This is a genomic window from Citrifermentans bremense, assembly GCF_014218275.1.
In the GTDB taxonomy this organism is placed as follows: Bacteria; Desulfobacterota; Desulfuromonadia; order Geobacterales; family Geobacteraceae; genus Geomonas; species Geomonas pelophila.
In genome coordinates, this window is record NZ_AP023213.1 from 1,861,193 (window position 1) to 1,878,958 (window position 17,766).

Below are 17,766 nucleotides of genomic sequence, written 5' to 3' on the forward strand. Positions count from 1 at the left end.
GTAACTGTCCCGGAAGCTTATTTAGCGGCGGAAAAATCTAAACAACAGTCTCCGAGCCGTGGCGCCTAAAAGGGATTTCCCCTCAGGGCGGGCCGGCCTACGGGTATCGCTGGAAACGGCGGTGCCTCCCTTTTGCAAAGGAGACCCCAACGGCCGGAGTGCGTCCGGAGCCGTCAAGGGGCCTCTCTATCCAGAGACGCCCCTTTTGCGTTTGTTGTACTAGAAGCCGCACCCGCAGCGAGGGCGGGTTTGCTGCCACAAAAATCAGAAAAGCAGTCTCCGAGCCGTGGCGCCTAAAAGGGATCTCCCTCAGGGCGGGCCGGCCTATGGGTATCGCTGGAAACGGCGGTGCCTCCCTTTTGCAAAGGAGACCCCAACGGCCGGAGTGCGTCCGGACCGTAAAGGGGCCTCTCTATCCAGAGATGCCCCTTTTTTCGTAGGAGGCGTCCAACCTCGCTCACCGGGCGCCGGTCGCTGGCGACTATCAACAGACGCAACAGCAAAGATCGACATCATTGGCTGATCACCAAATCAAAAAACAGGGAGGAGGAAAGGAAAATGAAATACACAGAGGCTGGATGTTATCTCGAAGTAGACATCATGACAGGAAACATAGATCGGGTGGCGGTCGACCCTAAGGTGATGGAACAAAATCTTTGCAGGCAGGGAATCAGCATCAATGAACCGTGCGGAGGCTTTTGCCAGCATTCAGTCAGGACCTGCCTCCGGGTGGAAGAGGGTGAATGAAACGCGGAGAGTCCAAGGAGGGACGATACGAGCGCATTGGTAGATAAAACCGACATCAAGACATGGAATGTGAACATTTAAAGAGAGGTAAAAATGAGATATGCAGAGGCAGGATACTATCTGGAAATCGACCTGGCGACGGGAAATATCGAGCGTGTAGCGACCGACCCCAAGCTGATGCAACTTCATCTTGGCGGGTTGGGTACCAGCATCAAGGAACACTGGGACAGGGTCCCGCCAGAGGTTAAGGCCTTTGACCCTGAAAATCACCTTATCTTCAGCACCGGTCTTTTAAACGCTACGCCTGCTTTCAGTGCCAACCGTTCTGTCGTCACCTTCGTTTCGCCGCAGTCTGGAACCTTGGCGTACCCGATGATGGGGGGATTTTTCGCAGCTGAACTCAAATACGCCGGCTATGACAAGGTGATCTTCAAGAACAAGTCACCCAACTGGGTGTACCTGTACATCAACAACGACAAGGTGGAGATACGCGACGCCTCGCATCTGCAGGGGCGAGGCGCTGTTGAAACTCAGGAACTCATCCGCAAAGAACTGAATCTGCCCAAAGCCCAGGTCGCAGCCATCGGCCTTGCCGGGGAGAACCGCGTCTTCACGGCTTCCATCGAGCAGTCCAGGTCGAGCGCCAGCAGGCTCGGCGGCGGCGCTGTCATGGGAGACAAGAAGATAAAGGCAATTGCCGTTCGCGGGACAAAGGACATCTATCTCGCCCGGCCAGATGAGTTTATGGAACAGATGAAGGGGGTGACGGACTACATCAAGTACAGATGGGCCAACCCCATCAAGGACGTGATGACCATCTTGTCCGGCATCGGGTCTCCGCAGGAGATGCTGCACACGGACGAAAAGTGGCACACAGAGAACTTTGCCTGGGGCAATGCACGCACCCGGAGAAGAGACTTCTGGACCGAAGAAATCGACGAGTCCTGGTCGAAGTCACAGCACGCCGCGGTAAAGCGGTTGATAAGCTGCTTTAACTGTCCCACGCATTGCGGGGCTCTGATATCCCACAAAGACACGCCGAGATACATGGCGAAGTGCTTCGGGAAACTCACCTATGCAATGGCGGCCTACGTCGATGACTTGGACTTTTCCTGGAAAATACTTCAACGCGCCACTGAGTATGGCGTCGACTCCTTCTCTACTCCCCAAATTCTGGCCTTCGCCGTTGAACTTTATGAAGCCGGCATCCTGACGGACAAGGACTTCGCCGGCTGCCCGTCGGATAAGGAGGGGAGATTCTTCTGGCTCCTCGACAGGGTCGTGCGGCGGGAAGGAATCGGCGACGTGCTGGCTGACGGCGTCTATTTCGCCGCCCGCAAGATCGGCAACGGCGCCGAGGCCTTCGATCACAACACCATCAAGAAGCACGAGCAGCTCCCGGTCAAGCTCGGAACGCTGGATCCGCTCTATTTCCTCATGTACTCCACCAACGAGAAGATAAGCATCACCCAGATGGAAGGGCAGTGGCCCCAGTCTGCTTTTCCGACCATGGAGCAGAGAGAGGAGTTCGTAAGGGATTGGCCCCAGATTCCCCACGAAGGGTTCAAGCAGTATGTGCTGGACTGGGAACTGAGGGGAGAAAAGTCGATCCCTTATTATCCGACGCCTGACATGTGCTCCGAAATCGTCGACTGGATGGAGATGATGCACAACATCGACGATGCGGTAGGTATGTGCTGCGGCATGTCGTCGTTCTGCCTGAAACCTCCCTACCACATTCACAACTACCCCAAATTGATCTCTGCCGCGACCGGAATGGACCTGGACGAGGATGGGCTGAAAGAAATCGCCAACAGGAACCGGAACCTCCACAGGGCATACAACAACAGGAAAGGGATCAGAAGGGCCGACGAGAAGCCGCCACAGGATCACTGGAAAAAGAGATTCCCGGAACTGGAAGAAGAACTGTTGTCGACCTATTACAAATACAAGGGATGGAACGAAGACGGTATTCCCACTAGAGAAAAGCTGGAAGAGCTGGGTCTGGGCTACGTCGCTAACGATTTGGAAATGAGGGGGATACTGAAAAATGGCGAAAATTAAGAAAAAGATCAGAACTATCACTGTCAATGCGGACAAGTGCAACGGTTGTCGGACCTGTGAGGTGATGTGCTCGGCTTTCCACGCGGTTCCGCCCTACAGCAGTAACAATCCGGGACGGTCCCGCATCCAGATCATCACCGACCGGCTGGGGGACATCTGGCTTCCCGTTTTCGCCGGCGAGTATACCGAAGCCGAGTGCATGGGGAGAAACAAGTACATAATCGACGGCAAGGAATACCGGGAGTGCGATTCCTGCAGGGCTTCCTGCCCGGCAAGGGACCTGTTCAAGGAACCTGACTCCGGCCTTCCTCTCAAGTGCGACATGTGCGATGGCGAAGATGAGCCGATCTGCGTCAAGTGGTGTCTGGTCGACGCCCTGAGCTATGAGGAACGCGAAGAGGAAGTGGAAGAGGAAAAACCGAATATGACCCAGATGGAGATCGGCCTCGAACAATTCGCAAAGAAACATGGGTTGCAAACGGTAATAGACACCGTCACCCGCATGGCAAAGAAGGGATAGCTTCGGGTTGCAGAACCGTTAATACAACACGAGCCCCCCGGCTAACGCCGGGGGGAGATGCATCTGGATGAAAGAACCTATGAACTCTTATGAGCAGATTGTTTTAGATGTCTCCGATGAGGGTGAGCGCCTTTTGGAGGATCGCCTGATCCAGAGAGGCGACGTGCAAAGAGTCATCCATCACGCCGAGGCGACCGGGAAGAAACTGGTCCACCGTGGCACTGGCCGTGCTCTCGCCTTCTACCGCCCAAAATCGGTCACCTATTGGGTGGAGTACAGCCAGAACGGTGAGGTCTTTCGTGTCTTCACCGCCTATTCGCACAGGATGGTGCTGAAGTCGAGCGGAAGCACGAAAGAATGGGTCAAGTCCGGAGCCGGGAGCGACTGGCATTGCGACCAGTGCCGGACTCCCCTCGAAGTTCAAACAGTCAGGCTTCAGTACATGCAGTCTATATTCCCCATCAATCTTCCGGCCTGCTCGGGCTGCGGATTCATACTCATTGACGAGGAACTGGCTATAGGCAAAGTGGCTGAGGCAGAGCAGGCGCTGGAAGACAAGTAGCGACCGCCGGGAAGGTGACAATGATGCACGATGCTGCTTTTGACTGGAAGGAGATTCATGACGCCGTGGGGCAATGCCTGCGTCCCGGAGGCCCACTGCTGACCGATAGGGCGTTGGAGGTCTGCAATCTTCCAGCGGGCTCTGTGGTCGCCGATATAGGCTGCGGCGCTGGAGGAACCCTGCAGCACCTTGAACGGAGCCGCCTTTTCAGGCTGGTAGGGGTCGACGCTTCACTGACGCTTCTTGCGGTGGCTGCCACGAGACTGGAAACCGCTCGACTCGTCTACGGCCGGGCGGAAAAACTCCCCTTCGAGAAAGAAAGCATCGAGGCCCTCTTCTGTGAGTGCGTCCTTTCAATCGTTGGCGACAAGCTGGCGGCTCTCGATGAGTTTGCGCGGGTGGTGAAGGACGGAGGCTTTCTGGTCTTAAGCGATGTATTCAAAAAAGCCGGGGGGGGCGAAGCGGGTGGGCTCCTGTCGCGAGCGGAGCTCATTGACTCACTATCGAGGCGCGGGTTCACCGTTTTGCTTTGGGAAGTGCATGACCGGTTGCTTAAGGAGTTCGCCGTCCGCATGATCTTCGCCGGTAAATCTCTGCCGCAGTTATGGGGATGCGGCCAGGAAAAGAAAGAAGTAATGAACAGAGGAATCAGCTACTACCTTCTGGTTGCCGGAAAAGGGGGGGCGTCTTTTGACGCAGCCGGAAATGGAACGGAGGGACCATCATGAACGACGTATTCCTGCAACTTATAAAGCTGAAGCCCAAAGGGTACTGCTGCGCACAACTCATCGTAATGCTCGCCCTTAAGGCCCAAGGGAAGACTAATGACGATTTGGTAAGGTCCGTCGGGGGACTCTGCTTCGGCAACTGGAGCGGCGAGTTCTGCGGAGCCCTGTCGGGGGGAGCCTGCGTCATCTCCCTTTATTCGGGCAAGGGGGGTGAAGAAGAGGCGCCGGACGAGCGGCATATGACGATGATGGGCGAACTGGCAGGGTGGTTTAGGGAGGTGGCCTCCCGCGAGTACGGCGGGACGCGCTGCGATGAAATTCTTGAGAAGTATCCCAGTCACGGCAAATGCGGGCAGATTGTGGCTGAAACCTATGACAAATGCATGGAAATTCTGGTGAGCCACGGGTTCGACCCCGCAGTGGGCAGCAAAGGATGATGTCATGAAAATAACCAGTTCCGATGCAACCGAGAGCGTCTGCCCCGTCTGCCTCGAAAGAATTCCGGCCGAACGAGTGCTGGCAGGCGACGAGGTGTTCCAGGTGAAGCGGTGCGCCGAACACGGCTCTTTCAAGACCCTCATCTGGCGCGGAGAGCCATCAATGGCCAAATGGCGCAGACCTAAGACACCTGTCCATCCCGATATCTGCTATGGAACCCTCGACAAGGGGTGCCCTTTCGATTGCGGCCTCTGCAGCGACCACCGGCAGCTCCCCTGTTCGGTCCTGCTTGAAGTGACGGACCGCTGCAACCTGCAATGCGCGGTCTGCTTCGCCGATGCCGGCCCTAAGGGCGCAGAGGATCCTTCTCTTGAGCAGATCTCGTGGCTTTTGGAACGGGCCATGGCGGCGGCAGGGGCGTGCAGCCTGCAGTTGTCGGGGGGCGAGCCGACCCTGCGGGACGACCTTCCGGAGATCGTGGAAACTGCGCGGCGGATCGGGTTCTCGTTCATCCAGTTAAATACCAACGGCCTGCGCCTTGCCAGTGACAAAGATTACGCGCAACGGCTGCGGGCGGCTGGGCTTTCGTCGGTCTTTCTCCAGTTCGACGGGGTCGACGACGAGATTTATCTAATCTTGAGGGGGGAGGCGCTTCTGGAGCAGAAACTTTTGGCCGTCAGAAATGCAGGAGAGGCCGGCCTCGGGGTTGTCCTGGTCCCGACGCTGGTGAGAGGGGTAAACACCGAAGCTGTCGGAGCCCTAGTGCGGCAAGCTCTGCAGCTCGCGCCAGTCGTTCGGGGCATCCATTTTCAGCCGGTCAGCTATTTCGGCCGATTCCCCGAGCAAGAGTGCGGTGCAGACAGGTTCACCCTTCCCGAGCTGATGAGGTGCCTCGAAGAACAAAGCGGGGAACTGCTCAAGGTCGAGGATTTTTCTCCCCCCGGTGGTGAACATGCCCACTGCTCCTTGCACGCCACCTACGTTTACTCGGCCAACGGCGGACTGCGCCCGCTGGGGGCGGCGGGAGGCGACTCCTGCTGTACGACCGATTGTGGCAGCGGGGGCATCAGGCAAACCGTGGATACGGTATCTCGCCGCTGGAAGCTGCCCCCCGGAGCCAAATTACTCAATGCACCTTTGTCTTCCGGATCGGGCTGCTGCGGCGGGACCGGACCTGCAGCCAACCGGGTCGAAGGCCCGGTCGACTTGGACGTTTTTATAAAGGATGTCTCCGCCAGGAGTTTCACCATTTCCGCCATGGCCTTTCAGGATGCCGAGAACCTCGACCTGGAACGGCTCAGGGGATGCTGCATCTCGGTGATATCCCCGGACGGGAGGCTGGTTCCCTTCTGCGCCTACAACCTCACCAGCCGGGAGGGGAAAAGCCTCTACAGAATAAAGCCAGGAGGAGGATTATGAAAAAGACGCCGCTTGAGGAATGGCTCCGCGGAAAGGTGGCCGGCAACCATGACGGCACCCTCGCTGAACAAATCGACCGGTATCAATTGATGAAACTGAGGGAAACCGTCGCCTACGTCAGGGAAAAAAGCCCCTTTTACTGCGATCTCTTCTCCGGCATCGACTCGGGCTCTGCCATGGACCTTGAAAACTTCTCCCGGCTTCCCTTCACGACCGCCGACGACCTTCGGGAGCAGGGGAGGAGGATGCTCTGCACGTCGCAGGACGAGATCGAAAGGGTGGTAACGCTGCATAGTTCGGGGACCACCGGCCAGCCTAAGAGGATTTTTTTCACCGCTGAGGATCTGGAGGCTACCGTTGACTTCTTCGCTCACGGGATGGCGACCTTGGTGGATCCGGGCGCCACTGTGATCGTCTTTCTCCCCGGGGAGTTGCGGGACAGCGTGGGGGACCTGTTGGCGCGGGCCCTGGTCAGGACAAAGGTTAACCCGGTGGTCTGGGGACCGGTGCGTGACCCGGCTGCGGCGCGAGCGGAAATAATGAAGCACCCCCGCCCCTGCCTGGTCGGAATTCCTACCCAGATGCTGGCCCTTGCACGCGGGGACCTTGAGGGGGCGATTCCGAGGGGGTGGGTGGAGAGCGTCCTTCTTTCCACCGATTACGTTCCTGAGGCTATCGAACGTGAGCTGGAGCAGCTTTGGGGCTGCCGGGTGCTGACGCATTACGGCATGACCGAGACCGGTCTGGGAGGAGGTGTCGAATGCCAGGCAGCGGAGGGGTACCACTTGCGCGAGGCGGATCTCTACACAGAGATCATCGATCCTGGCACCGGACTGGCGGTGGCCAACGGGGAGGAAGGGGAGGTGGTGTTCACGACCCTCTCCCGCCGCGGGATGCCGCTGGTGCGTTACCGGACCGGTGATTTGGCACGCCTTATCAAGGACCCATGCCCCTGCGGCACCGTATTGAAACGTCTGGGACGGGTGCAAGGGAGGATCGCCGCGGAGGTTTCCCTCAAGGATGGGAGGCGTCTTCGAATGAGTGACTTAGACGAGACGCTCTTCGCGATTCCGGGTGTGCTGGACTACATGGCTGAGCTTGAGGTGAGGGTAGGGCGGGACCAGCTTCGACTCTGCTTTCAAACGGTTGAAGGGGAGGAGGCGCAGGTAGCCCGAAAGGCAAGGTCGGCCCTGCTCAGCCACGATGCCACGAGTGCGCTTTGGCGGGACAAGGTTCTGGCATTGGGGAGCATCGGGTTCTCTCCGGCCGGATGGCCGGGGACTGGCGTCGCCAAGCGCCAAATCCTGGACAGGCGCGGAGACTCGTTCACCCTGACGGCTAGCCGTCATATCCACGCTTCCCGGTTGAATGAGGGCAAGAGGATAAATAGATGAAAAATTCGACGACCAAGCTGCTGTGTCTTTTCACCCTTCTGCTTTTGCCGGCGCAGGTATTGGCTGGCGAGGTCAAACTGTCCGTCGCCGCCAGTCTCAAGGACGTTGTGAATGAACTGACCGACGGTTTTGCCGCAAAGAATCCGGGCGTCAGGTTTCTGAAGAATTACGGCGGGTCCGGCGCTCTGGCAAAGCAGATAGAAAACGGTGCGCCATCCGACATGTACATCTCGGCAAACCTTGAGTGGATGAGCTATTTGAAGAACAAGAAGCTTATCGAAGCGGCGAGTATCGGCACCTTCACCCACAATACGCTCGTTCTTATAGGCTCTTCCGGCAAGAAGGTGTCCGGCATGCGTGACCTTTCCAAACTGGAGAGGATCGCTATCGGCAGTCCAAATAGTGTGCCCGCTGGAGCATATGCCATGGAGGCTGTCAGAAGATCCGGAACGGACAAAGAGGTGGAGAACAAGCTGGTCCTGGCAAGGGACGCGCGTGACTGTCTCAATTACGCCGAACGGGGAGAGGTGGACGGCGCATTTGTCTACCGGACCGATGCGCTGCAGGCAAAGAAGGCGGCTGTACTCTTCACTGTTCCCCAGGGCTTTATCCGCGGGTGATCTATCCCATGGCTTTGACTGTAACCGGAGCAAGAAACGCTGACGCAGCCACGTTTTACAGATTCCTCCAGAGTGCAGAGGCCAAAGTCGTTCTGAGAAAATACGGCTTTGCCCTGAAATAGCGCAGGCAACCTGAATCGAAACTCCCGTTTTTATCCTGGAGATGCAAATGCTCGCGCTGACAAGCACCGATTACGATGCCATATGGCTCTCCATAAAGGTGGCCGCGGCCGCTATGGCCGTATCGCTTCCTTTTGGGGTTGCCTTCGCCTACCTGCTTACCTTTCGTCATTTCAAGGGAAAAGTGCTGCTTGAAGTGATGGTTAACCTGCCGTTAACGCTCCCTCCCGTGGTAATAGGCTACTTACTTCTTCTGCTGCTAGGCAAGAACGGGTGGCTCGGTTCGCTGCTGGATGCAGCCGGCATCCGTCTCATCTTTACCTGGAAGGCTGCGGTTATTGCGTCTGCCTGTGTCGGATTCCCGCTGTTGGTAAGGTCCATAAGAATCGGGATGGAGTCCATAGACATGCAACTGATTCAGGCATCGCGAACTCTCGGCGCCCCGTGGCATGACACGCTAGTCACCGTGATTCTGCCGCTTTCTTTGCACGGGATCGTGGCCGGTTCCTCCCTCATGTTCGCCCGCAGCCTGGGAGAATTCGGCGCGACAATCATTGTGGCCGGCAATATTCCTGGCGTGACCCAGACCATCCCACTGGCCATCTACGACTATGCCAGTTCTCCGACAAGCGAAACACTTGCACTTTCGCTTTGTGCCGTGTCCATCGCCATCTCAGTGGTAGTTCTCTTCTGTCATGAAGTCTTCGGCAAGAAGCTGGCAAGGAGGAGGTGAAATGGAAATCCGGATTGCAGTAGAGAAACAGCTGGGAAGCTTTTCGCTGCAGGCCGATGTGACAATGGCAGGTGAACGGATAGGCATCTTCGGCGCATCGGGTAGCGGCAAATCGACCCTGGTCGGATTGCTGGCGGGGTTGCATCAGCCGGACCGGGGGGAAATCAGCGTCGATGGGCACTGCTTCTTCAGCAGCAGCAAAACGATCGATGTTCCGCCGGAACAACGCAGGATCGCCATTGTATTTCAGCAACACTGTCTCTTCCCTCATCTGGACGTGAAGGCTAATCTGCTGTATGGATACAGGCGCAGCAAGCCGGAGCATCGCAGCATTGACTTCGAAACCCTGGTAGAGGTGCTCAACCTCAGGGAGCTTCTGAGCCGTGGCATCAACAACCTTTCCGGTGGCGAGAAACAGCGGGTGGCGCTGGGGCGGGCTTTGCTTTCGAATCCCCGGCTTCTCCTTATGGACGAGCCTCTGTCTGCGCTTGACGATACTCTCAGGTTTCAGATCATCCCCTATCTCAAGAGGGTCAGTGAGCAGATGCGGATTCCTTACCTCTTCATCTCGCATTCTCTGGTGGAGACGCGACTTATGGCAGAGCAGGTTGTTGTTGTATCGGGGGGCGCGATCGTCGCACAGACGACATCCGAGCAGCTTGCCCGTTCCCGCATGGATGAAAGTCCGGTAGGCTACATTAATCTGTTAAAACTCACCCGCCGTCGCAAGGCAAATGACCTGTACGCTTACAGTTGGGGCGCCGACGAGCTCCTTATCTCCGCCGGCAGTGATCAGCCTGAGGCGCTTTTCGAACTCTCATCCAAAGACATCATACTGTGCAAGAAACACCCCGAGGTAATCAGCGCGCGGAACCTGCTGAAATGCAACGTAATCAATACCTTTAATTCCGGTAACAAAGTTGGGGTGGAACTGGCCAGTGGCGACGGACGATTGGTCGCAGAGGTTGTTAATCAGGCAGCAGACGAACTCGATATTGGTGTCGGCAGTGAGCTTTATGTGGCAATCAAGGCTTCTGCTTTTCGAAGAAGAGGTTAGCTTGATGTCGGTAATGCATCGGTTCCCCAGAGTCTGTTTTGGCTTAGCGGTTTGACCGTCCTCCCGGTCACGATGCCACGAAGAGCGGGACGCTGGTCCCCAATCCGTGGACCACGCTGGTGAAGGCGTTCTTTTGCTCCAGCTTCTCTGCGCCGAAGCGCTCCTCGAAGAGCCTGCGGATCATAGGGATGCGCGAGGTCCCGCCGGTCAGAAAGACGGTGTCGATACCGCGGTGCGGGACGCCTGATTTCCTCACCACCTCGTCCACACAACCGGCGATTTTCGCCAGGTTCTCTTCGTTCATCTCCTCGAAATCCCGCCTCGTCACCGGTTCGGCGATGCTTAGGTCGCGCTCGCTGAAAAGGACGTGGCTCAACTCCTCCTCGGAGAGCTCGCACTTCGCCTTTTCTATGGCTTGGAACAGGAAGAAGCCGTAGTTGTCGCCGATCAGGTGCTCTAGGTTCTCGATCGCCTTCTTGTCAGTCGCGGCATGTTTGATCAGCCTGATCTGTTCCCTTGTTTTCCTTGCTCGCAAAAGCGGAATCCTGTGCCACTGGCACAGGGTCTGGATGATGCTGAGGGGGATGTCGAACAGCTCGTCCTTTCCCATCGCCTTGTATCTGACGCCCCGGCCGAAGTACTTGGCAACCCGCTCCCACATTATCTGCGAATCGAACTTGTCCCCGGCCGTGTAGACGCCTCCCAGCGAGAGGACGTCGCTGCGGCGGTCGGAGCGGGCGAAATCGCCGCCGCGCACCTTGATGACCGTGAAGTCGGAGGTGCCCCCGCCGAAGTCCCCGATGAAGACGAGCTTTTCCTGGCCCGCTGCCAGAGATTCCTCGTAGGCAAGAGCTGCCGCCACCGGTTCCCACTGGAAGAAGATCTGTCTGAAGCCTGCCTTCCTCGCCGCCTGTTCCAGGCGCCTTTGGGCCAGCGAGTCCTTGGCAGCGTCCTCGGAAAAGAGGACCGGCCGCCCCAGCACTACGGTGTCGACGCTGCAGCCGGCGTACTGCTCCCCGGCCTTCTTCATCTTCCGCAGGATGATCGCTACCAGATCGTCGATGCCGTACTTCCTTCCGAAGACCTCGGTGCTTTCAAAGCTGCTGTTGGGGAGGAAGGTCTTGATCGACTGCATGAACCTCCCTGCTGCCCCTTCGCTGATGTAGGTGCTGATCGCCTCCTGGCCGGCGAAGACCTCCTGGTCTTCGGTGAAGTAAAGGACCGAGCGCATCAGCGCGCTGCCGGCGCCCAGCTCGTCGAGGTTCACGACTTCGACCTGGTTGTTGCGGTGAATGGAGAGGGCTGAATTGGTGGTGCCGAAGTCGATACCGAAAACTGTCTGCATGGGTTTAGCTGCTCCTGATGGCGAAGAATCGTTGAACCATCTGTTTTACTAGCATTGTTTGAGGATGTGATTTATTTTAGGTGCGCTTTTTTATTAGCGCGGCGCGGAAGCAGCGGGGAACCCCCCAGGAGTACAAGGCTTGTCTGGATCTCCAGGACGACTTGATGCATCGGCGGCTGGCCCTCGACGAACACGTATCGGAAAACAACAACACCGTGGCGCTGTTGCAGGCTGAGGCGAAGGAGCTTGTCGGCAAGGACACTCTGGAATACAACCGTAGATGCGCGAGCCTGGTGGTGGACCTGAACGTGCGGGACGCGGTAATAAGCGAGCGCAGCGGCGAGGCAGGCGGGCTTTCTGCAACAGCCTCGGCCGCTCCCCCCGCCGATAAGTAACCCTACCCGCCGGTAGCAAGCCGCAGCTTCAGGGCCAGGAAAAGAAAGGCTCCCTCACCGGTTAAGGTGAAGGGAGCCTCTTTTTTTGATCATCTTTCCACTCTTGCCCGTCTTCTACGGTATCGGTACGGCCTGCGCCACTTTCTGCTCGCCGGGCTGTTCGCCTGCCGGCCGCACCTTCTTCTGTAATTCCGGCTGCTGGAATGGGGGAAGGCGGTACAGCCGCTGGTAGATCTCCATGCCAGTCACCACTTTCTTCACATACTCGCGCGTTTCCTTGAAGGGGATGCTCTCCACGAATTCGTCCTGCGGCAGGTGGCCATACCCTTTCTGCCATCTGTTCACGTTGCCTGACCCGGCGTTGTAGGCGGCGATCGCGAGGGTGAGGTTGCGGTCGTAGCTTTGCAGCAGGTCTTTGAGGTGCCGCGTGCCGAGCCTTATGTTCAGCTCCGGGGTGGTCAGCCGCTTGGAGTCCCCCTTCGACATCGCTTCTGCGGTGGCGGGCATGATCTGCATCAGCCCCACGGCGCCGACGGGCGACAGGGCCGCCGGGAAGTAGTTGCTCTCCTGGCGCATCACGGCGTAAACGAGGCTTTCCGGTACGGCGTTGGCGGCGGCGTGGCGCGCAACATCCTCTTTGAATGCAAGCGGATAGGTGACCCCCCAGGTGGTGGCGTTGTCCTTGTCGCCTCGCTTTGGCTTCTCCTTGGACATGGCGTGGTAGGCGCCGTTGAAGTTCTCCATCTCCAGGTAGAGTCGGGCGACCCCCGCCGCGCTCCTGTTCTTCCTGCTGATCGAAAGCTCCTTGACCGCCTCGTCGTAGAGTCCCAGCGAAATAAGCGCCTTCTCACGCTCGAACCCGGAAGGCATGGGGAGGGCGTCCATGATGCTCTTCGGCGGTAGCGGCAGCTCTTCGCCCGCGTGGTTGTTGCTGATCAGGGCGTAGTACCCCAGCGGGAATTCCGCGGCCAGGATCGCGTATGCTTCCTGGGCGCCTTTGGTGTCGCCGGTGGCTGAGAGGGCCTTGCCCAGCCAGTAAAGAGCCTTTTCCCGCAGGTCGTCGCGCTCGCTGAGCTTTTTGAATTGCGCGGCGGCGGCGTCGTAGTTGCGGGACTGGTAGCTGGCCCAGGCAGCTTCCCAGAGCACGCTGGAAGGCTTCTGGTGGACGGCTGCCAGGTACTGCTGGAAAAGCGGCTGGGCCTCGCTCCATTTCCGCTGGAACCTTTTCAGGTACGCCGCCTCCAAAAGCGCCTCATGCGAGACGTCGCCGCATTCGCGGTCCTGCGCCAGCTGCATGTAGAGCTTGAACGCCTCATCCTGCTCCCCGGTCTTGTCCAGGGTCCGCGCCAGCCAGAGGTCAGGCTCGTGGCGGGCGCCGGAGATGTTGGAAAAGGTTGCCTGCGCCTGCTGGTAGCGCCTTGCCTTGTAGAGCGCCTGTCCCTTCTTCAGCTTGAGCTTGGCGACGAATTCAGGGCTCTCCCCTGCCAGAGGTATCCCGGCGTAGGCCTCTGCCGCCTGCAGGTAGCGCCCCAGTCCGTACAGGGTGCCGCCGCGCTTTAGGAGCTCGGCGCTGGTGTAGGGTTCGATCTTGGTCCCGGCGCTGCCAAGCCGCTGCAGCTCGCGGGCGGATTTGTCCGAAAAAGGCGACGCGGGGTAGTTGAGATAGACGCGGCGTAGCATGGCAGCAGCCCCGGCTGCGTCGCCGAGCTTCTCCTTGCAAAGGCCGGAGCCGTAGAGCGCTGAGATGGAGTCGTTGCCGGACGGGTAGCGTTCGACGAAGCTGGAGTAGCTCTGCTGCGCCTCACTGTAATGGCCAGCCGCCGCGAGGGTGTCAGCGTACAGGATCAGGGCGGGACGCACCAGACGGCTGTCGGGGTGCTGCTTGAGGAGCCGGTACAAGGGGGTGAGGGCCTCGTCGTGCCGCTCCAGCTTGGCTAGGGAGAGCCCCTGGTAGTAGAGCGCGTAGTCCGAGAGGATCGGGTAGTCGTCCGCCGCGGTGGCAAGCTGGGCCGCCGCCTCTTCCCACAGCTCCAGGCGAGCCGCCGCGAAACCGGCCATGAAGCTGCGGACCCCCCTGTCGTTTACTTTCAACGCGGCTTCTCTCGCGGCGCGGTAATCCTTGGCCTGCATGCGGGAGGCGGCGCTTGCCAGTGCTTCGTCGGCAGGCTTGAAGGTCACTGCTGAGGCGGGAAGGGCGGTTAAGAGAAGAACTGCGGCTGCTGCAATGGCGGTGCGGTTAAACATCATTTCTCCCTTGGGTGCGGCAAAAAAGCTCGACCCGTATTTTTACCGAAGCGAAGGCGAAAAGGCAATGGGCAATTGAGAGGGGAAAGCAGTCGCAGTGCGCCTCGTCAATCGGGCGGCCCTTTCACCCTGCGCTTCTTACCGTTTCTTGACTTTCACCGAACGCTTCTGCATTATCCATAACTATGATTTTTTACATATGCTTTTTTCCCGAAGGGGGTTTTCATGCGCAAGGGTAAGGACGCGGTGATGAGGCTTCTGGCCAAGGGGGAGCCTGTACCGTACCGGCAGATGCTGAAGGCTCTCAACATATCCCGGCGCGACCGTGACCAGCTGGACCACCAGCTGGACTACCTGGTCGAATCCGGCGAGATCGTCAAGATGCCCGGCCGCATCTACGCGCTCGCCGGCTCCGGCGGGAGCGTGCGCGGCAAACTCTCGGTCCACCGCGACGGCTACGGCTTCGTCATGCCGGAAGACGGGGGTGAGGATCTCTTCGTGCCGGCGCGCTACCTCTCGGAGTACATGCACGGCGACATCGTGGAGGCCCAGGTGGTCTCGACGCGCCGCGACGGCAAAAGGGAGGGGAGGGTGACCGCCCTGGTGCAAAGGGGGGTCACCGAGATCGTCGGGCGCTTCGAGGCGATCGGCAAGGGGGGACGGGTGATCCCCGACGACCCGAAGCTCGGGCGGGATCTCTTCGTTACCCCGGGGGCTGCCGGAGGGGCGTCGAAGGCCAAGGACGGGCAGATCGTCCTGGCGCAGATCACCGCCTACCCCGCGGGCGCGCGTCCCTTGGAGGGGAGGATAACCGAGGTCCTGGGCGAGGCGAACGACCCCGAGGTAGAGGCGCTCACCGTGATCAAGAAGTACGAGCTCCCCTACGTCTTCGACGATAAGGTGATGGAGGAGGCGCGGAAACAGCCGCAGCAGGTGACCGAGGAGGCGCTCTCCGGCCGCACCGACCTGCGCGAAAGGCTCACCGTAACGATCGACGGCGAGACGGCGCGCGATTTCGACGACGCAGTTTCGGTCGCACGCGAAGGGGAGAGGATCCGGCTCTGGGTCTCCATCGCCGACGTCTCCCACTACGTCACCGAAGGCTCGAGGCTCGATACCGAGGCCTACCTCAGGGGGACCTCGGTCTATTTCCCGGACCGCTGCATCCCCATGCTGCCGGAGGAGCTCTCCAACGGCATCTGCTCGCTGAACCCGCAGGTGGACCGCCTCACCATGACGGCCGAGATGCTCTTCGACGCCTCGGGCGAGCGGGTCGACGCCCGCTTCTACACGAGCGTGATCAAGAGCGCCGCGCGCCTCACCTATACCACCGTCAAGCGGGTCCTCGTGGATCAAGACCCCGAGGCGACAGCGCAAAACGCGCATCTGGTGGGGGACTTGAAGGTCATGGAGGAGCTCTCGCTCAGGCTGAACGGGCTGCGCCGCCGCAGGGGGAGCATCGACTTCGACCTCCCCGAGCCCCAGATCATCCTCGACCTGCAGGGGGAGACCACGGCCATCGTGAGAGCCGAGAGAAACCTCGCCCACCGGATCATCGAGGAGTTCATGCTCGCCGCCAACGAGGCGGTGGCCGGTTTCCTGGAGAACACGCCGGTCCCCTCGCTTTACCGGGTGCACGAAAACCCGGACCCGCTTAAACTCCAGGACCTCGCCGAGTTCGTCTTCGGCTTCGGCTATACCCTGAAGCTGCAGGAGGAAAAGGTGAACCCGCTGGAGCTGCAGAAGCTCCTGGGCGAGGTGGAGGGGAAACCGGAGGAGCGCCTCATCAACGAAGTCCTCTTGCGCTGCATGAAGCAGGCGCGCTACAGCGCCGAGAACCTCGGGCACTACGGCCTTGCGGCCGAAAGCTACACCCACTTCACCTCCCCCATCCGGCGCTACCCAGACCTCGTGGTGCACCGCATCCTGAAACGGGTGCTCTCCGGGAAGATGAAACAGGTGGACAAGGACCGGCTCGAGGCGAGGCTCCCGGAGACCGCGGCGCATACCAGCAAGAGGGAACGGGTCGCCATGGAGGCCGAGCGCGAGATGGTGGACCTGAAGAAGATGCAGTTCATGCGCGACAAGGTCGGCGAGGAGTACGACGGCTACATCACCGGCGTCGCCCCCTTCGGCCTGTTCGTGGAGCTGGTGGAGCTTTTCGTGGAGGGGATGATCCCGGTCGCCACGCTCCCGATGGACTACTACGTGCATCTGGAGAAGAGCCATGCCCTGGTGGGGGAGAGGACCCGCGCCATGTACCGTATCGCGGACAAGATCAGGGTCAAGGTCGCCTCCGTGAACGAGGCGCGCAAGCAGGTGGAGTTCTCGCTGGTGGGGACCCTGGAAAAGCGCCCCATAGAGCCGATTCAAGACGTCAGGAACAGCTACGAGCGGATACCGGTCAAGGGGAAGCGCCCCAAGCCCCGGCGGCGCTGAAAGCTGTTGCGCTCGCTTTGGCCGCTGTGCTATAAAATTTGTTTGAGCTCTACGCGGCTTTAATTAGGAGATATAGGGTATATGGTTGAAGAAAAAGTTCTGCCGTTCATGGAACACCTGGTCGAACTCAGGAAGCGGCTCATCGTCTGCGTGGTCGCCATCGTGATCGGCATGGGGGTCGCCTGGAACTTCTCCACCGACCTCTTGAAGTTCGTCGAACAGCCCCTGACCGGCAAAACCTACCTGACCGACATAAAGATCAGCCTCTACGAGAAGGTCAAGGAGCGCTACCCCCAGGCTTACCAGCAGTTCAAGCTGGGCGAGCAGCACGACGTGGCGCAGAAGCCGCGCATGCTGAACTACAGCGCCCCCCTGGAGCCGTTCTTCGTCCAGTGCAAGATCTCCATGCTGGCCGGGTTCGTCATCGTGCTCCCGGTCCTCTTCCACCAGTTCTGGCTCTTCGTGGCGCCGGGGCTTACCCGCAAGGAAAGGCGGCTGGTGGTCCCCTTCGTCACCACGGCGTCCCTGGCCTTCTGCGTCGGCGCCATGTTCTTCCTGGTCATCATCTGGCCGGTGATCATCAACTTCTCGCTCTCCTACGAGGCGACCGGGCTGCAGAGCTGGTACAACATCTCGGCCTACATCAATTTCTGCCTGCGCCTCATCCTGATGTTCGGGCTGATCTTCGAACTCCCTATCCTCGCGCTGCTTCTGGCGCGCTTTGGCATCATCAACTACAGGATGCTGGCCACGCGCAGGAAGTACGCCCTTTTGGCGAGCGCCATCGTCGCCGCCTTCCATGCCGACCTCATCACCATGTTCGTGATCATGATCCCTCTGTACTTCATGTACGAGGTAAGTGTCTGGGTGGCCCTCATCTTCGGGAAGAAGAAGGCGCCGCAGGTGGAGGCGGAACCGGCTGAGGCTTAAGGAATCGCATC

Annotated in this window: 14 protein-coding genes, 1 pseudogene and 2 riboswitches; of the genes and pseudogenes, 13 read left to right on the forward strand and 2 right to left on the reverse strand. The window is 59.1% G+C overall.

The window, feature by feature from the left end:
• The first annotated feature begins 37 nt into the window (after positions 1-37).
• Positions 38-159: riboswitch (molybdenum cofactor riboswitch) on the forward strand.
• Between the two features lie 106 nt (positions 160-265).
• Positions 266-386: riboswitch (molybdenum cofactor riboswitch) on the forward strand.
• A gap of 454 nt (positions 387-840) precedes the next feature.
• From GEOBRER4_RS08280 to modC, 10 genes and pseudogenes are all read left to right on the forward strand, one after another.
• A complete protein-coding gene (locus tag GEOBRER4_RS08280) occupies positions 841-2,811 on the forward strand; it encodes an aldehyde ferredoxin oxidoreductase C-terminal domain-containing protein (RefSeq protein ID WP_085813030.1) in 1,971 nt (656 codons plus the stop codon).
• Positions 2,798-3,331: a 4Fe-4S dicluster domain-containing protein gene (locus GEOBRER4_RS08285; protein ID WP_085813029.1), complete on the forward strand. Its 534-nt coding sequence runs from the start codon at positions 2,798-2,800 to the stop codon at positions 3,329-3,331. Before GEOBRER4_RS08280 ends, GEOBRER4_RS08285 begins: the two co-directional genes overlap by 14 nt.
• 67 nt (positions 3,332-3,398) lie before the next feature.
• Positions 3,399-3,893 carry a DVU_1557 family redox protein gene (locus tag GEOBRER4_RS08290; RefSeq protein WP_226377926.1) on the forward strand — a complete coding sequence of 165 codons (495 nt, stop codon included), beginning with the start codon at positions 3,399-3,401 and terminating at the stop codon, positions 3,891-3,893.
• 20 nt (positions 3,894-3,913) lie between these two features.
• A complete protein-coding gene (gene trsM / locus GEOBRER4_RS08295) occupies positions 3,914-4,621 on the forward strand; it encodes a DVU_1556 family methyltransferase (protein WP_226377927.1) in 708 nt (235 codons plus the stop codon).
• Positions 4,618-5,058 carry a DVU_1555 family C-GCAxxG-C-C protein gene (locus GEOBRER4_RS08300; protein WP_185244995.1) on the forward strand — a complete coding sequence of 147 codons (441 nt, stop codon included), beginning with the start codon at positions 4,618-4,620 and terminating at the stop codon, positions 5,056-5,058. Before trsM ends, GEOBRER4_RS08300 begins: the two co-directional genes overlap by 4 nt.
• A gap of 4 nt (positions 5,059-5,062) precedes the next feature.
• A complete protein-coding gene (gene trsS, locus GEOBRER4_RS08305) occupies positions 5,063-6,478 on the forward strand; it encodes a radical SAM (seleno)protein TrsS (protein ID WP_185244996.1) in 1,416 nt (471 codons plus the stop codon).
• Entirely contained in the window at positions 6,475-7,872 is a 1,398-nt protein-coding gene (locus GEOBRER4_RS08310) for a DVU_1553 family AMP-dependent CoA ligase (protein ID WP_226377928.1), read from the forward strand. Before trsS ends, GEOBRER4_RS08310 begins: the two co-directional genes overlap by 4 nt.
• A gap of 107 nt (positions 7,873-7,979) precedes the next feature.
• Positions 7,980-8,614, forward strand: a pseudogene (modA, locus tag GEOBRER4_RS08315) (molybdate ABC transporter substrate-binding protein).
• 47 nt (positions 8,615-8,661) lie between these two features.
• On the forward strand, positions 8,662-9,345 hold the full coding sequence (modB, locus tag GEOBRER4_RS08320) for a molybdate ABC transporter permease subunit (protein WP_185244997.1): 684 nt from the start codon (positions 8,662-8,664) through the stop codon (positions 9,343-9,345).
• Position 9,346: 1 nt separating this feature from the next.
• A complete protein-coding gene (modC, locus tag GEOBRER4_RS08325) occupies positions 9,347-10,402 on the forward strand; it encodes a molybdenum ABC transporter ATP-binding protein (protein WP_185244998.1) in 1,056 nt (351 codons plus the stop codon).
• Positions 10,403-10,469: 67 nt separating this feature from the next.
• On the opposite strand, the gene GEOBRER4_RS08330 is transcribed toward modC, so the two are convergent.
• Positions 10,470-11,747 carry an Hsp70 family protein gene (locus GEOBRER4_RS08330; RefSeq protein WP_185244999.1) on the reverse strand — a complete coding sequence of 426 codons (1,278 nt, stop codon included), beginning with the start codon at positions 11,745-11,747 and terminating at the stop codon, positions 10,470-10,472.
• A 164-nt stretch (positions 11,748-11,911) separates the two neighbouring features.
• On the opposite strand from GEOBRER4_RS08330, the gene GEOBRER4_RS08335 reads away from it, so the two are divergent.
• Positions 11,912-12,142, forward strand: a complete 231-nt coding sequence (locus tag GEOBRER4_RS08335) for a hypothetical protein (protein ID WP_185245000.1) — start codon at positions 11,912-11,914, stop codon at positions 12,140-12,142.
• Between the two features lie 114 nt (positions 12,143-12,256).
• Here the strand turns inward: GEOBRER4_RS08335 and GEOBRER4_RS08340 are convergent, their stop codons facing one another.
• Positions 12,257-14,386, reverse strand: a complete 2,130-nt coding sequence (locus tag GEOBRER4_RS08340) for a lytic transglycosylase domain-containing protein (RefSeq protein ID WP_185245001.1) — start codon at positions 14,384-14,386, stop codon at positions 12,257-12,259.
• Between the two features lie 225 nt (positions 14,387-14,611).
• Here GEOBRER4_RS08340 and rnr point away from each other — a divergent pair, with 225 nt between their 5' ends.
• Both rnr and tatC read left to right on the forward strand, forming a co-directional pair.
• Positions 14,612-16,825, forward strand: a complete 2,214-nt coding sequence (gene rnr, locus GEOBRER4_RS08345; RefSeq protein ID WP_185245002.1) for a ribonuclease R — start codon at positions 14,612-14,614, stop codon at positions 16,823-16,825.
• A gap of 81 nt (positions 16,826-16,906) precedes the next feature.
• Entirely contained in the window at positions 16,907-17,755 is an 849-nt protein-coding gene (tatC, locus tag GEOBRER4_RS08350; protein ID WP_085813016.1) for a twin-arginine translocase subunit TatC, read from the forward strand.
• The last annotated feature ends 11 nt before the right edge of the window (positions 17,756-17,766 follow it).

Coding starts and splice junctions, on each gene's coding strand:
- GEOBRER4_RS08280 (WP_085813030.1), top strand. CDS start 841: ATGAGATATGCAGAGGCAGGATACTATCTGGAAATCGACCTGGCGACG.
- GEOBRER4_RS08285 (WP_085813029.1), top strand. CDS start 2,798: ATGGCGAAAATTAAGAAAAAGATCAGAACTATCACTGTCAATGCGGAC.
- GEOBRER4_RS08290 (WP_226377926.1), top strand. CDS start 3,399: ATGAAAGAACCTATGAACTCTTATGAGCAGATTGTTTTAGATGTCTCC.
- trsM (WP_226377927.1), top strand. CDS start 3,914: ATGATGCACGATGCTGCTTTTGACTGGAAGGAGATTCATGACGCCGTG.
- GEOBRER4_RS08300 (WP_185244995.1), top strand. CDS start 4,618: ATGAACGACGTATTCCTGCAACTTATAAAGCTGAAGCCCAAAGGGTAC.
- trsS (WP_185244996.1), top strand. CDS start 5,063: ATGAAAATAACCAGTTCCGATGCAACCGAGAGCGTCTGCCCCGTCTGC.
- GEOBRER4_RS08310 (WP_226377928.1), top strand. CDS start 6,475: ATGAAAAAGACGCCGCTTGAGGAATGGCTCCGCGGAAAGGTGGCCGGC.
- modB (WP_185244997.1), top strand. CDS start 8,662: ATGCTCGCGCTGACAAGCACCGATTACGATGCCATATGGCTCTCCATA.
- modC (WP_185244998.1), top strand. CDS start 9,347: ATGGAAATCCGGATTGCAGTAGAGAAACAGCTGGGAAGCTTTTCGCTG.
- GEOBRER4_RS08330 (WP_185244999.1), bottom strand. CDS start 11,747: ATGCAGACAGTTTTCGGTATCGACTTCGGCACCACCAATTCAGCCCTC.
- GEOBRER4_RS08335 (WP_185245000.1), top strand. CDS start 11,912: ATGCATCGGCGGCTGGCCCTCGACGAACACGTATCGGAAAACAACAAC.
- GEOBRER4_RS08340 (WP_185245001.1), bottom strand. CDS start 14,386: ATGTTTAACCGCACCGCCATTGCAGCAGCCGCAGTTCTTCTCTTAACC.
- rnr (WP_185245002.1), top strand. CDS start 14,612: ATGCGCAAGGGTAAGGACGCGGTGATGAGGCTTCTGGCCAAGGGGGAG.
- tatC (WP_085813016.1), top strand. CDS start 16,907: ATGGTTGAAGAAAAAGTTCTGCCGTTCATGGAACACCTGGTCGAACTC.